The organism is Caballeronia sp. SBC1 (assembly GCF_011493005.1).
GTDB lineage: Bacteria > Pseudomonadota > Gammaproteobacteria > Burkholderiales > Burkholderiaceae > Caballeronia.
This window is the reverse complement of the sequence record NZ_CP049156.1, coordinates 1,150,184-1,165,459: the sequence shown is the minus strand read 5'-3', so window position 1 is coordinate 1,165,459 and position 15,276 is coordinate 1,150,184. Positions and strand designations below refer to the sequence as shown.

Sequence of the window (15,276 nt, the reverse complement as noted above, 5' to 3'; positions counted from 1 at the left end):
TTGACGGATTTTTAAGCGGTCACGATGCAGCCTGCAGCCGGAAAAGCATCGCGCGAATTCTGCGACAAGTGAGGTCGCCCCTCGATAATTTCAAGAGGCGTGTCGTGGGACCATGATGTTGCTCAGGCCGAACCTGCGGGCGCCTTATCCCACGCGATCCGAGTAAGCGGAGAGCATCGCGGGCAGGCCCGGATCGCCGCAATTCGCGATGTTGAAGCGCATCCACGTGCTGGGCAGTTGATGCGGTGAAAACAGGCTGCCGGGCGTCAGCAAAAAGCCGGCTTCGTGTCCGGCGGCGGCAAGCCCCTCGGAGTCCACGCCGGTATCGGCCCACAAAAACATACCCGCCGATGGCACCAGATACGGCTTGTAGCCGACTTTTTCGAACATCCGGACGGTTTTCTCCCGAACTCCGTCCAGCTTTGCACGCAGCCGTTCGACGTGACGCCGGTAGTGGCCGTCGGTGAGCACCTTGTACAACACGCGTTCGTTGAGCTCGGGGCTCGTCATGCCGACCAGCATTTTCTGATCGGCAATAGCGTTCGCCACTTCAGGCGCCGCCGCGACATAACCCACGCGCAAGTTCGGCGCGAGCGTCTTTGAATAGCTGTTGAGGAAAATCACCCGCTTCAGCTGGTCGAGGCTCGCGAGGCGTGTTGCGGGGAAATTGGTCGGGCAAAGATCGCCGTAGATATCGTCTTCCACGACGATGAAATCGTAGGTTTCCGCGAGTTGCAGGATGCGAAACGCCTGCGCCGCGGTCAGCGAAGTGCCCGTGGGATTCTGCAGCACGGAATTGATCACGAGCATCTTCGGGCGCCAGGTCTGGACCATGGCTTCGAGCGCGTCGAGATCGGGCCCATCCGGCGTGTAAGGCATGCCGACAAGGCGCGCGCCCTGCGCCACGAAACGGCCGAACATCTGGAACCAGGCGGGGTCTCCTACTATCACAGTGTCGCCAGGTTGCACAAAGACCCGCGCAATCAGGTCGATAGCCTGCGTCACACCGGACACCATCACGATTTGCTCCGTCGACGCGCCTATCTCCAGCTCCTCCAGCCGCGTCTGGATTTGCTGACGCAGCGGCAGGAAGCCCTGTGGCGTGCCGAAGCCCAGCATTTGCGCGCCGCTTTGCCGGCTCATGGAGCGAAATGCGCTGGTCAGCAACTCGCCATTCAGCCAGCTAGCCGGGAGATAGCCGATGCCCGGCCCTTTCGCCGGATTCGATGTGTGCAACATGTTGCGCAGCAGCCAGACCACGTCGATGGTGCTGGGCACCGGTGCGCGCTCAGTGGCCAATGTCGGGTGGACGTGGGAATCGTTGGAACTGGTCCGGTCGCGCACGAAAAACCCGGATCCGCGCCGCGAGTCGAGATAACCGTGCGCGACCAGCCGTTCATACGCCTCGACCACCGTGAAACGCGACACGCCCTTGTCCACCGCGAGTTTGCGGATTGACGGCATGCGCATGCCCGGACGGAACACCCGTTCGTCAATACGGCGCCGGCCCCATTGGACCAACTGGTCGACGAGCGTCAGTTGCGGCGCGCCGTGCGGCGCGGGGATCTGGTCGAGCGGGACGGACATGTCAGGTTCCATCGGGGTTAAATGCGTTCGATGACTGTACCGTAGGGTATCGGATAGATTGTACCGTTACTGTTACGGTCGTTGCCGATACATTTAAGACTGGGACGATAGGTAAACTGGGCGGTCTTTGTACGCGGTCTATGCGTTTTCACTGCCGCACGGACGGTTCCGGATCGGTTTTCGGCCGCTTCGAGCCATGCGTCGATTGCCTGATGCGTCGATTACCCGGCCAGATGGCTAACGCAGAGCTGACGCACCAGCACCGCCCGACGGAACGGGTATGCTGACGAGCTTAGCCGGCGTTGTCCGGGCAATTTTCCTTCAAGTTATTCGTGCACTATGACCGCTCATCCGCTGCAACTCGACCACCTCGTTATCGCCGCCGGCACACTGGAAGAAGGCGCGGACTTTATCGCCGCGAAACTCGGAGTCGAGATGACCGGAGGCGGTGCGCATCCGCTGATGCGCACACATAACCGCCTGCTGAACCTGTGGGGCGGCGCGTATCTCGAGGTAATCGCGATCGACCCGAACGCGGAGCCAGCCGAAACACCGCGTCCTCGACTGTTTGCACTCGACGACCCCGCGCAGCGCAAGCGTCTCGAAGCCGGCCCGCAACTCGTGCACTGGGTCGTGCGGGTAAGCCGGCCGAAGCTGCTGACGCGCTGGCAGGGGCAATACCCGGAGCGCATCCCGGCGGTGGTACCCATGACACGCGGGGGGAACGCGTGGGATCTCACCATTCCCGTCGATGGCACTTTTCCAGCGTGGCAAGGTGCCGGCGACGGGCTCCTGCCTTCGCTGATCCAGTGGGACACGCCGCGACATCCGAGCGAATCGTTACCGGAGACCGGTATCGCGCTGAAGTCGCTGACGGGGTTCCATCCGCGTGCGCACCTGATCTCCGAGCAACTGGCATGGCTCGGGGTGTCGGATCTGATGCAGGTCGAGGTGACGGCGGGTGCGCCGGTACTCGTCGCGGAGTTCGAGTTGGCGGACGGTTCCATCGTTACGCTGGGCGAATCGGCGGAATCGATCGAAGCGGCGAAACAAGCCGAAGCCGCGGCGGCCAAGCCGGCCCGCAAGCGCGTGAAGAGCAAGAAGACCGGGGACGCTACCGCAGCAAATGATGTGGACCCGCATGAGGACACGGCCGAGCCAGCGCAAGACGAGAAGGACGAAAAAACCGTGCAGGAAAACGAGCGCTAGAACATCCGGCGGCGGGCGTTCGTGCTTCGCGCTGGTACTGGGTTTCGACCATTGACCCCGACTACCCGAACATCAGGAACGCCATAATAAGCGTCCGCCGCTGTTCACCGATTGCGCTGGATTTGCAGTACGCAGGACCTTATTCGAAGCACCGTGCAGCATTTTTTCAACCCGTATGCGCATTAGAACCGCTCACCGAGACCAACCGAGGACCCCATGAATCAAGCCGACCTTCAAGCCCAGCCGTGGCAACTTTCCGAACGTGCGAGAAAGCTCACCAGTTCGGCGATTCGCGAAATCCTGAAGGTCACCGAGCGGCCCGAGGTCATTTCATTTGCGGGCGGATTGCCGTCGCCGGCTACGTTTCCTGTCGAGGAAATGCGGGCGGCGTGCGACCGTATCCTGCGTGACAGCCCCGCCGCCGCGCTGCAATACAGCGCCACCGAAGGCTATCTGCCGCTGCGCGAATGGGTCGCGCAGCGCTACTCGGTCAACGGTGCGTCGATCCGGCCATCGCAAGTGCTGATCACAACGGGCTCGCAGCAAGCGCTCGACCTGCTCGGCAAGGTGCTGATCGATCCCGCCAGCCGCGTACTGGTTGAAACGCCCACGTATCTCGGCGCGCTGCAGTCGTTTTCGATGTATGAGCCGAATTACGTGCAAGTTCCCACGGACGAACATGGCCTGATCGTGTCCTCGCTTGACGCCACGCTGACGGCCGGTGCGCGCCTCTTGTACGCGCAGCCGAATTTCCAGAACCCGACGGGTCGTCGCCTGTCGCTGGAACGCCGCACCGCGCTCGCCGCGTTCGCGCAGCGCGCTGGCTTCCCGGTGATCGAGGACGATCCGTACGGCGCTCTGGACTACGCGGGCGCACCCCTGCCAACCATGCTGTCCATGGCGCCCGATCACATCGTGCACCTGGGTTCGTTCTCGAAGGTCCTGTCGCCCGGCATGCGCGTGGGCTACATCATTGCGCCCGAGGAATTGCACTTCAAGCTGGTGCAGGCGAAGCAGGCAACCGACCTGCATACACCTAGCCTCACGCAGCGCATCGTGCACGAGGTCGTCAAGGACGGCTTCCTCGAGACGCATATCCCGAAGATCCGCGCGCTGTATCGCGACCAATGCGCGGCCATGCTGGCGTCGCTTGAACAGCACATGCCAGCGGGCGTCGAATGGAATCGTCCGGAAGGCGGCATGTTCGTGTGGGTAAAGCTGCCGAAACACGCCGATAAGCAGATCGATACAATGAAGCTGCTCGAGCAGTCAATCGAGCAGCACGTCGCGTTCGTGCCCGGCGGCCCGTTCTTCGCGAATGAAGCGGAACACAATACGCTGCGCCTGTCGTTCGTGACCGTGCCGCCGGCGAAAATCGACGAAGGTGTCGCCAAGCTCGGCGCGCTGATCCGCGCGCTGCTCTGATCTCGTCGCATTGCAAGCGTGCCGGGGCGGGACGACCGCCTGGGCGCGCTCTCGCGTCATCCTTTCCATTTTTAGGGAATACCCCATGGCCCAACTGAACGTTTACGACAAGCTGAAGGAACTCGGCATCGAATTGCCGACGGCCGGCGCCCCCGCCGCCGCCTACGTGATGAGCGCACAAAGCGGCAACACGGTTTATCTGTCAGGCCACATCGCGAAGAAGGACGGCAAGGTGTGGGCGGGCAAACTGGGCGCGACGCTCACGACCGAGGAAGGCCGTGCCGCTGCACGTTCCATTGCCATCGACCTGATCGCGACGCTGCATGCGCACGTTGGCGACCTGAACCGAGTGACGCGGATCGTGAAGGTGATGAGTCTCGTCAACTCCACATTCGAGTTCACCGAGCAGCATTTGGTGACTAACGGTGCGTCCGAGTTGATCGCCGATATTTTCGGTGAGCGCGGTAAACATGCACGCTCGGCATTTGGCGTGGCGCAGATTCCACTAGGCGCTTGCGTCGAAATCGAATTGATTGCCGAGGTTAGCTGAAAATCCTTGCTTTAAACGCTTAAGACGCATAAATCGTTGCAACGAATTTTAGTCTTGTTCTTAATCCCGATGCCGCCCGGCATCGGGATTCAAAATACCGCATTTTCGTTCGCTTAAATTCACATTAGCGAAACAAGCCCCGCTCGGCCGAAGCCCCTTCAGACAAGCGCTTCAGCCTATCCGTGTATACCTCGATACAACGCCTCGCCGCCGCGCTTCCTTAAATGAGTTGCCTTCAGTAATATCTAAGCCGGTTGTCATTGGTATTATCTGTCTCAGCCGCCATTATGGAAATCAGTCTCACGCGGGGGAGACTGATAACCAGCGGCTGTCGGTCAACCGGGTCAACGCCCGATGAAGTTCTAAAAGCAGTATTACCGAAACGATCGCAAGTTAAATGAAAGCATGTTTAACGTGCACGTAGGCCCCAGCCTGCAAAGAGGGTCTGCAAACAAACGCGAACGATGGCCCGGATTCACCGGAAAACGGCAATAATGCCCCGCCTCACCGGCATTGAACGCTGCAGTAATGCCGACACTCATTTGTGTTGTTCCGGACGCACTATCGGCGCAACCCGTCACAGGGTCCATGGACTGACCAAACCCATGAATCGATCACGGCCCAAAGCGCCACGCGACATGAAACAAGCGGATTTTCCGCGACGGCGCCGCGCATTGTTCGCCATTCCGGCGCTGGGTGCGCTCGTGCTCGTTCTGCTGTGGACGGTAATCTTCGCGCGCCTGTCGGTGGAGCGCGACGCCGCCACGCACGCGTCTATGGCCTCGGCGGCCATTCTTTCGTCCGCGCTTGAGCAGCACACGATCAAGGCCATTCACCAGGTCGACCAGATCACGCGGTTCGTCAAATACGAGTTCGAGAAGACGCCTGGACAGTTCAACCTCGCAAGCACGGTTGAAAAAGGCGTGGTGCAGAGCGACACACTCGTGCAGGTTTCGTTAATCGACGAACACGGCATGCTGATCGCCTCGACCTCGGGCGCGACGCCGAAACCCATCGACCTTTCTGATCGAGAACATTTCCGGATTCACGCACTTTCCAACGATGACCTGCTTTACATCAGCAAGCCCGTCCTCGGCCGCGTCTCCCGACAATGGACGCTGCAGATCACGCGCCGTCTGAATCATCCCGACGGCTCGTTCGCGGGCGTCGTGGTGGTGTCGGAGGACCCCAGCTACTTCACGAGCGACTTCTACAACGTGGCGTCGATCGGACGCGACGGCGTGGTTGCCGTGATTTCGGACAACGGCTCGGTGCTCGCGCGCAGCACGGGTGTAGGTGCAGGCCCGGCGGCCGCCCAACCGGACGGCCACCCGATGAAAAAGGTCGACGGCAGTGTTGACCGACCAGGCGCGTTCACAGCAAGCGGTGTGTACCCGACCTCCGAGCACGCGTCCGGCATCTATGTTGATCCAATCGACAGCGTCACGCGCATCGTTTCGTATCGGCACATAGATGGCTATCCGCTCGGTGTGCTCGTCGGACTGTCGCAAGCAGAGGAATTCACCGACTTCAATCACACGCGGCGCGTTTATCTGCTGATGGCGACTTTCATCTCGCTCGCCATGCTCGGCTTTTTCGCGGTGGCGACCGGGCTGATCGGCAAGCTGCTCGGGCGCGAGCGCGAGATGACGCATCTTGTTGAATACGATCTGCTGACGGGCCTGCGAAACCGCTATTCCACGCTGCAAATGCTGCGTCACGACGTTGCCAAGCCGGAGAACGTCGGCCATCTTGCGCTACTTTTCATCGATCTCGACAACTTCAAGACCGTCAACGACACCCTCGGCCACAACGCCGGTGACATCGTCCTGCAGATGACAGCGTCGCGGCTGGCGGAAACGGTCAGCGACAACGGCACGCTGTCGCGTATTGGCGGCGACGAATTCGTCGTGGTGGTCAAGGGCGCTGACGTCGAGCGGCAAGCGGTTGAGCTGGCGGAAGCGGTTTCGCATATGTTCGCGACGCCTTTCGACGTGCGCGGCAGCGCCTTCGTGTTGCACGCGAGTATTGGCATTGCGCTGTATTCGGTGTCGAGCGAAAGCGAAATCGACTTGCTGAAAAAGGCCGATCTGGCCATGTACAGCGCAAAGGACTCGGGCAAGAATTGCTATCAGTTCTATTCGCCGCAGTTATCGCATCGCGCGGATCATTTGATGAAGTGGGAGCAGCAGTTGCGGGTTGCGCTGGCCCAGAATCAGTTGTTTCTCGCTTATCAGCCAAAGATCGATCTGACCCGGCGGTGTATCACCGGTTTTGAAGCGTTGGCGCGATGGAATCATCCGCAGCACGGCCTGATTCCGGCTAACGAGTTCATTCCGGTCGCGGAGTCGACGGGACTGATCGTGCCTATCGGCGATTTTGTGATTCATACGGCTTGCCGGCAATTGGCCATCTGGCAGCATCAAGGGTACGACGGGTTGTCACTCGCGGTGAATATCTCGGCGGTGCAGTTCTGGCGCGGCGATTTGCTTGAGACAGTAGCGGCTGCGATTCGCGAAAGCGGTATTGCGCCGGGGAAACTCGAACTCGAGATTACTGAAACCGTGATGATGGAGTTTCCGGATATTGTCGCGGAAAAGATTTCTGCGTTGAAGCGGCTCGGTGTCAGGATCGCACTGGATGATTTCGGCACCGGATATTCGTCGCTGTCTTATCTGAACCGTTTTGCCGTCGATACGCTCAAGGTTGATCGCTCGTTTATTCAGGCGATTCCGCAGGATCGGAGCGTCTGCGTGATGGTTTCCGCCATTGTTAATCTCGCTCGGTCGTTAGGATTGACGGTTGTGGTTGAAGGGACCGAAACCGAGGAACAGGTTGCATGGTTGTCCCGGCTTGGCCCGATCGAGGCCCAAGGTTTTCTCTTTTCCCGCGCGGTTCCGGCGGACGGGGTGCAAGCGCTGCTTGACCGGTTCGGGGTCTGCGGCCTGAGGCTCATGGCTGACGTCGCGGCCCTGCCGTTGGGGGAAGCCCCGTCTAATACGGTTGATTGATCATGTGGGTCGATCAGCTCGTGAAGACAAGCGGGGCTGCGTTTGCTGCGTTTGGATTTGGACTCAATTCAAGTGTGCGCGACGCAAGGAGCGCTCGAGTACAGTGTCACCACCGGTAATCGATGCCTGCGGTTCCCGCATGCGTGTGACCACCACCGCCGAATTCACCGTCATAGCGAAAGAAAGCATGAATTTGCCGGCCCAACTCCACTCGTGCTCCAAGACCGACTTGTGCCATATCTCGCGCCGGTCCGCTGCCGTGAACCGTAAAACCACTATCTGCTGCGCCTTCGAAGCGCGCGTCAATCGATTGGGTCTGCGTGCCATATTGATGAGCCCAGGCCAGTTGCCCGTTAAAGCTCCAGCCGCGGCCGAGCAAATCGACGTCCTTACGCCATTGCGCACCCAGTAGCGAGCGCATTGAATTCGCCGTATTCCCGGAGACGGCCAGATTCACCGAATCTGCTCCGGTTTCAGTGAATCCCGGACTCTCTACACTCTGCATTTCAAGCGCCACGAACGGTGTGAATACACCAAGTTTCTCTATAGGCAGATCCACGCCGTTACGTAGCGATGCGAAGTACTGGTTTCCATCGACGTTTCCAAACGCCGTGCGCGGGGTATCGGTGAAAAAGAGGGAGCGTTTCATTTGATCGTCATTGCGCGCATAGCCAATCGTGCCCTGGAGCCAATAAGCTCCCGGCTCGTAACTGCCGTAAAGCGCCGCCTGATAACTATCGAATTGGCCGTGAACAGGCAGCGTGTCCGTTGACGTATTACCGTGCACAGCGACCAACGCGGCGCCCAGCGTCAACTGAGGCGCAATGCGATAGTCGACGCCGGATATCACGCCAGCCAGACTTGTTTGCTGGCCAAGCCACGTGTCATACCCGGCTGCCCTGCCGGTGCTGCCGAGCACGCTGATCCACGAGCATGCCCGCTCCCCGTTTGCAGACAATGCAGCCACATCGCCTGCAGCACATGCACCCGTGGTGCGTGCTGCGGTCAATCTTGAATCGATTGCGTCCATGCCCAGCCGCACGGCTTCGAAGTGAGCGTTTGGGAACGCGGTATAGGCTTCCGCGCTCAGTTGGTCGAGTGCGGCGTAAGCCGATGAACCTTCGAGGCTCACCAGATCGCCCGTGACGGCCAGAAAATCGCGAGTGGGCAGAGCCCCCGTGCCGATACCTGCGACGCCGTGATCGAGTGCCGCCTCGACCGCTATCTGGTTCGGCGTGCCACCAGCGAACTGGAAGCCGCGCTGTACGTGAATGTAGGCATTGTTCGCGTCGTAGACTAATGTGGGCAGGACGAATGGGTTAAACGTTGTGATGCCCGAGAAAGCGCCGTTTAAACCAGCAGTTGTACTAATTATCTCGTACGTGTCAGTTGGCGTGAATAATCCGGTGCGCAAACGCGCTTGTACTGTGCCGCCTTGCAGCGTTGCGGTGCCATCGACGCTAATGAGATCGATTCCTTGTGGCGAGACATTGGCGTCGTAGCGGCTGCCGGCAGTCTGGATGTATGAGCCGACTACTGACAGTGTGCCGATCGCCAAAGGCTGAAGACCCGTTGTCGCTGCGGTGCTCGTCACGCCCGGTGCAATGACGCCTTGTAACGTGAGTGCACCATTCAAGGTCCCCGTTCCGGTGAGGGTGGCGCCCGGAGCGACGGTTATCACCGGACTGGTCAAGGCGCCTGTCAGGCTCAAGGTGCCACTTTCAATTGCGCTCGAGCCTCCTGTCTGAACGGAGCTGGACACTGTCCAGTCAATGCCTTGCATCGCGAACGTGGAAAAACCGTAGGTACGACTGGATAGTGTCCCCGAACCCTGTAGGACCAACGCATTCGCCGAACCGTTTCCGCCATCAAGGTCGCCTGATACCTGACTGCCACTGTCGAGCGTCAGGCGATTGTTTGACCCAGTAAAACGAACCGCGGCACTATTTCCGATCAAGGTTCCGGCGTTATAGATCGAGACGTTCGAACCGGCCTGTACGGCGGCGCCTGGTGCGCTTGTGATGGATCCGCCTTGTGCGTTCGTCAGACTCGCTGAGCCTGTTGATGCATCGATCGCGACGCCCGTTCCGTTTGCGCCTTCCGCTGTGATGGTCCCTGCGTTGGTGATCGACACATTCGGACCAGCCTGGACGGCGGCGCCTCCCGCGCTCGTGATCGATCCACCTTGTTTGTTCAGAAGGGTCGTGGGACCCATGGACGCATCGATCGTAATTCCCGCGCCATTCCCGCCCGTCATTGCGATGGAGGCCGCGTTGATGATCGAAACATTCGAACCGGCCCGTACGGCGGCAGCTCCTACGCTTGTAATCGATCCCCCTTGTGCGTTCGTCAAACTCGCTGAACCTGTTGATGCATCGATCGCGACGCCCGTTCCGTTTGCGCCTTCCGCTGCGATGGTCCCTGCGTTCGTGATTGACGTATTCGAGCCAGCCTGGACGGCGGCGCCTCCCGCGCTCGTGATCGATCCACCTTGTTTGTTCAGAAGGGTCGTGGGACCCATGGACGCATCAATCGTAATCCCCGCGCCATTTCCGCCCGTGGTTGCAATGGACCCCGCGTTGATGATCGAAACATTCGAACCGACCCGTACGGCGGCAGCTCCTACGCTTGTAATCGATCCCCCTTGCGCGTTCGTCAGACTCGCTGAGCCTGTTGATGCATCGATCACAACGCCCGTTGCGTTTGCGCCTTCTGCTGCGATGGTCCCCGCGTTGGTGATCGACACATTCGAACCGGCCTGGACAGCGACGCCCGCTGCGCTCTTGATCGATCCCCCTTGTTTGTTCAGAAGGGTCGTCGGGCCCGTGGACGCATCGATCCTAATCCCCGCGCCATTCCCGCCCGTGGTTGCGATGGACCCCGCGTTGACGATCGAAACGTTCGAACCCGCCTGCACAGCATCGCCCGCTGCACTTGTAATCGATCCGCCCTGCTCGTTCGTCAAGCTCGCTGTGCCCGTTGACGCATCGATCGTAATCCCGGATGCGTTGCCACCCGTCGCCGTAATGGACCCCGAATTGAAAACGCTCGTTCCCGCACCATTCGCGACGACCGCGGCGGCACCATCTGCACTACTATTTATTAATCCACTGTTGACGACACGGCTCGCGTCATTGACCGACACGCCGCTTCCCGACGAAGCGGAAATCGAGCCGCCGGACGCTACCTCGATGTCGAGCCCTGTTGCCCCCGGCGTTGCAACGAGACTACCGTTCAACTGCCCCGCCATCGCAACGCCGCCTCCGCTAACGAGCCATGTCTGCGCGGCGCCATTGGCGCCAGTCAAGGTCCAGGTGCCTGAATCGTTCTTCTGCAGGATATCGAAGCCGCGATATTGCGCGGACGCACCGAGACTCGATATATCGAATCGGCCCAAACTGGTCCCGCCGAGAACCAGCGTATTGGTTGTGGATACGCCATGCGCACTCGCATCGACAATTCCGGTAATCACCGAGGTACCCGCCAGAATCAAGCTATTGTCTTCCGGGCCGAAGAGAATTGCCGTGCCCCCTTGCCCGGTGATGGTGCCGCTATTGGAAACCACGCTGCCAACGCCTGCCTTATCGGCGGACAAATCGATAGCCGTGTTGTTGAAAGAGATAATCAGCCCGGCGTTCTGAACCGTGGTCGCCGAATTACCGAGAATGCCCGGACCAAAAGCCGCAATTCTTCCCGTGCCGAGATTGGTCACCGCTCCCCCACTCGGCAAATGAACCCCCGACTGAGTTTGCGTAATATCCGATGCCGAGCCTCCAATGTCACCCGCATTAGTGACCGAGCTGGTCGCACTATTAGCGAAGATGCCATCAAGCCGGCCAACAATCGTAGCGTCGGCGGAATTGGTCACGTTGCCGCCGCTGTACAAAGCGATGGACGAGGTGGCCCGGCTAATCATTGATCCATTATTGACAAGCACGACGGGACTATCGAACTCGACGGCGTAGTAACCCCCAGTAACGGTCCCGTTATTGGTCAAAGCCCATGTGGCTGAGTGATTGGAGCTCCCGTAGATCCCAATGCTGCCCTGCGCAGTTGTATCAATATTTGCGCCGGCAATGACGTTGTACGGGTTGCCAGCCGGAGTCAATATATAGCCGGTCTGAGAACTGTCGAGATCCGTTGCACGCGCTTTCTGAGCAATGCAATTGACCAGGATCAGAATGCTTACTCGAACTATTCGATCGATTGGAACGTCCAGCCAGCCATGCCCCGCTTTAGATCCGGACAACGCACCACCAGGGCATTCCCTTGCTGACACGATCGAAGCACGCATTGGCCATTTCCCAAACGATGAATCCCAGCACTCTAGACCGTCGCGAAGGGATTGACCATCACCCGGAATACCTTCAAACGTGGAATGAAATGCTGAGACTGACCGCTGCACTTCGTCACTCATTTCCGCGACGATTTGTGCAATAACGCGCTACATTCCCCGCGACAACACCGCTGCGCCGATTGTCACCACACCCAACACGATATTGACCAGCACGAGCCTTCTGATCGTACCTACCGCTCTCGCACCATCCGGCCAGTTTTGCGATTGCACTGCGCGGCGGATTTTCGGGAATACGCCAAAGCGGATATGGCCAAAAATCAGCATCATCACAATGCCGAGACCCGCCATGATGTGTAACGGCAACGGCGCGTGCGCACCGCCGAATTGCGTCAGCAAAAAGCCGCCTGTCAGCAAAATCACCAGCACCGATGCCGCCACCCAGTTAAAAAATCGAGCGAATACCGACTCCCATAACGGCAACCTCAATTGCGGCGATAAATCCGCTATTGCCGGCCGCAGACAGAAGTGAGCAAAAATCATCCCGCCAATCCAGACCGCCACTCCCAACAAATGCAGGAACAGCGCCACTTCAATCGCTTTATTCATTAACGTTCCTAAATGCAGGTGAATCACCGGTTCCCACTGTCGAGCCAAGCGCTTAATCACCCAAGCACTTATCCGCCACTTCGCCCGCCGCCTTTTTTCACAAGGTTCGGGCGTTCGACTCAGTCAGACGGAGCCAGTTCAAGTATTTTCAAGATAAACAAACGCCCCGGGCCGGCCTAGCCAACCCGAGGCGCGTTATCACGCGTTATTGTGCGTGGACTATCAGCCTTCGAACACCGGCCGCAACTCCGTCACCTTGATAGTGGAATCGGGCGCACGGCCCTTGCGCGCCCGCTTGCCTACGTGCGCTTCCAGGGCCGCACCCGCGAGTTTCTCGTCACGCGCCTTGCCGCCCCGGCCCGTGCCGATCAGCACCAAACCGCGTGCGTCAATAGCCAGCGCTTGCCGCAACGTCTCCTTCGGATCGAGCGCCATCAAAATGACACCCCTGCCGCCGCCCGACAAGGTCTTCATCTCGTCCATATCAAATACCAGGAGGCGCCCGTTGCTCGACAAGCACACGACCCGCGTCGCGCCGGGCAGGACTGGCATGGGCGTAAGCGGCGCCGCGCCTTCATCGATAGTCATGAACGACTTGCCCGCCTTCACACGGCTCACCATGTCACCCAGCTTGGCCATGAAACCAAAGCCGTTACTCGATGCCAGCAGCAAGGGTTGCTCAACCGAAGCGGCGAAGTAATGCAGCAGGTGCGACCCCGACTCGAGTTCGATCAGCGACGTGACAGGAACACCGTCGCCCCGGCCGCCCGGCAGGATTGCAACCGGCACGGAGTACACGCGCCCGTTGCTGCCCCACGCGATCAGCATGTCCGGCGTACGCGCCTGGAACGCGGCGTAAATGCCGTCGCCGGCCTTGAACTGGAAGCTGGCCGGATCGAGACCATGCCCCTTCAACGCCCGCACCCAGCCCTTCTGCGATACCACCACCGTCACTGGATCATCGACCACGCGCGCCTCGAACGTCGCCCGCTTTTCCGGCTGGATCAGCGTGCGGCGATCGTCGCCATATTGCTTGGCGTCGGCTTCGATCTCCTTGATCAGCAGCCGTTTCATGGCGGCGTCGCTGTTGAGCAACTCTTCGAGTTTTTCCTTTTCGCTGCGCAATTCCTTCAGTTCCTGCTCGATCTTGATTGCTTCGAGCCGCGCCAGTTGCCGCAAACGGATTTCGAGGATGTCGTCGGCCTGACGCTCGCTGAGGGTGAACCTCTCCATCAGCGCCTGCTTCGGATCGTCGGCTTCGCGGATGACACGAATCACTTCATCGATATTCAGGAAGACGATCATCCGCCCTTCAAGAATATGAATCCGGTCGTTCACCTTCCCCAACCGATGTTGCGTGCGGCGCGTGACCGTCGTGAACCGGAAGCCGACCCATTCATGCAGGATCTCGCCAATGCTTTTCTGGCGCGGCCGGCCGTCCGCGCCGATCATCACCAGGTTGATCGATGCGTTCGACTCCAGGCTCGTGTGCGCGAGCAGCGAATTCACGAACTCGGTCTGGTCGATACGGCTCGACTTCGGCTCGAACACCAGCCGCACCGGCGCGTCACGGCCGGATTCGTCGCGGACCGTGTCGAGCAAGGCGAGCAGCGTCTGCTTGGTCTGCAACTGATCGGGGCTCAGTGCTTTCTTGCCGAGCTTGATCTTCGGGTTCGTCAGTTCCTCGATCTCCTCGAGCACTCTCTGACCCGACGTGCTCGGCGGCAATTCCGTGATGATCAGTTGCCACTGACCGCGCGCCATCTCCTCGATCTTCCAGCGCGCCCGCACCTTCAGGCTGCCGCGGCCGGTTTCATAAGCCGCAGCGATCTCGGTCTGACTCGAAATAATCTGCCCGCCGCCCGGAAAATCCGGACCAGGAATCAGCTCGACCAGCCGCGCGTGATCGATCTTCGGATCTCGGATCATTGCAACCGCCGCCGCCGCGACTTCACGCAGATTGTGCGAAGGAACCTCGGTCGCCATCCCCACGGCAATACCCGACGCGCCGTTCAGCAGCACGAACGGCAGGCGCGCGGGTAAAAGCTTCGGCTCCTGGAATGAACCGTCGTAGTTCGGCATGAAATCGACGGTACCCATGTCGATTTCATCCAGCAGCAATTTCGCGATCGGGGTGAGACGCGCTTCCGTGTAACGCATGGCGGCCGCGCCATCGCCGTCGCGCGAGCCGAAGTTGCCCTGCCCGTCGATCAACGGATAGCGCATCGAAAACGCCTGTGCGAGACGCACGAGTGCGTCGTAGGCCGACTGGTCTCCGTGCGGATGGTATTTACCCAGCACGTCGCCCACCACGCGAGCCGACTTCACCGGCTTGGCGGTGTTGGCAAGGCCCATCTCGTTCATCGCGAACAGGATGCGGCGTTGCACCGGCTTCTGGCCATCGGAAACGTCGGGCAGCGCCCGGCCTTTGACCACGCTCACCGCATAGTCGAGATACGCGCGCTCGGCGTAGTCGCCGAGCGTCAGTTTTTCGCCTTCGGGCGCGGCTTCTTGGTCCGCGAAGAGATCGTCCATCAGATTTCCAGTGTTATGCGTTGACGAGGTTCAGAGTGTGCATACAGCGTCAGATC

7 protein-coding genes and 1 pseudogene are annotated in these 15,276 nt (G+C 59.8%); 4 read left to right on the top strand and 4 right to left on the bottom strand.

Annotated features, from left to right (window positions below):
* Window positions 1-144: 144 nt before the first annotated feature.
* Window positions 145-1,587 carry a PLP-dependent aminotransferase family protein gene (locus tag SBC1_RS05135; protein ID WP_165088019.1) on the bottom strand — a complete coding sequence of 481 codons (1,443 nt, stop codon included), beginning with the start codon at window positions 1,585-1,587 and terminating at the stop codon, window positions 145-147.
* Window positions 1,588-1,926: 339 nt separating this feature from the next.
* Between SBC1_RS05135 and SBC1_RS05130 the strand changes: the two are divergent.
* From SBC1_RS05130 to SBC1_RS05115, 4 genes and pseudogenes are all read left to right on the top strand, one after another.
* Window positions 1,927-2,589 (top strand): annotated as a pseudogene (locus SBC1_RS05130) (VOC family protein); the annotation flags it as partial.
* Window positions 2,590-3,012: 423 nt separating this feature from the next.
* The gene (locus SBC1_RS05125; RefSeq protein ID WP_165088012.1) at window positions 3,013-4,221 is read left to right on the top strand and encodes a PLP-dependent aminotransferase family protein; all 1,209 of its coding nucleotides are present in this window, start codon (window positions 3,013-3,015) and stop codon (window positions 4,219-4,221) included.
* 85 nt (window positions 4,222-4,306) lie between these two features.
* Window positions 4,307-4,771, top strand: a complete 465-nt coding sequence (locus SBC1_RS05120) for a RidA family protein (protein ID WP_165088009.1) — start codon at window positions 4,307-4,309, stop codon at window positions 4,769-4,771.
* 605 nt (window positions 4,772-5,376) lie between these two features.
* Complete coding sequence (locus SBC1_RS05115) at window positions 5,377-7,782, top strand: bifunctional diguanylate cyclase/phosphodiesterase (protein ID WP_165088005.1); 2,406 nt, start codon at window positions 5,377-5,379, stop codon at window positions 7,780-7,782.
* 106 nt (window positions 7,783-7,888) lie between these two features.
* On the opposite strand, the gene SBC1_RS05110 is transcribed toward SBC1_RS05115, so the two are convergent.
* The 3 genes from SBC1_RS05110 to parC all read right to left on the bottom strand — a co-directional run bounded on the left by SBC1_RS05110 (window position 7,889) and on the right by parC (window position 15,220).
* The gene (locus tag SBC1_RS05110; RefSeq protein ID WP_165088001.1) at window positions 7,889-12,076 is read right to left on the bottom strand and encodes an autotransporter domain-containing protein; all 4,188 of its coding nucleotides are present in this window, start codon (window positions 12,074-12,076) and stop codon (window positions 7,889-7,891) included.
* 150 nt (window positions 12,077-12,226) lie between these two features.
* Window positions 12,227-12,685 carry a CopD family protein gene (locus SBC1_RS05105; protein WP_165087998.1) on the bottom strand — a complete coding sequence of 153 codons (459 nt, stop codon included), beginning with the start codon at window positions 12,683-12,685 and terminating at the stop codon, window positions 12,227-12,229.
* Window positions 12,686-12,907: 222 nt separating this feature from the next.
* On the bottom strand, window positions 12,908-15,220 hold the full coding sequence (parC, locus tag SBC1_RS05100) for a DNA topoisomerase IV subunit A (RefSeq protein ID WP_165087995.1): 2,313 nt from the start codon (window positions 15,218-15,220) through the stop codon (window positions 12,908-12,910).
* Window positions 15,221-15,276: the final 56 nt, after the last annotated feature.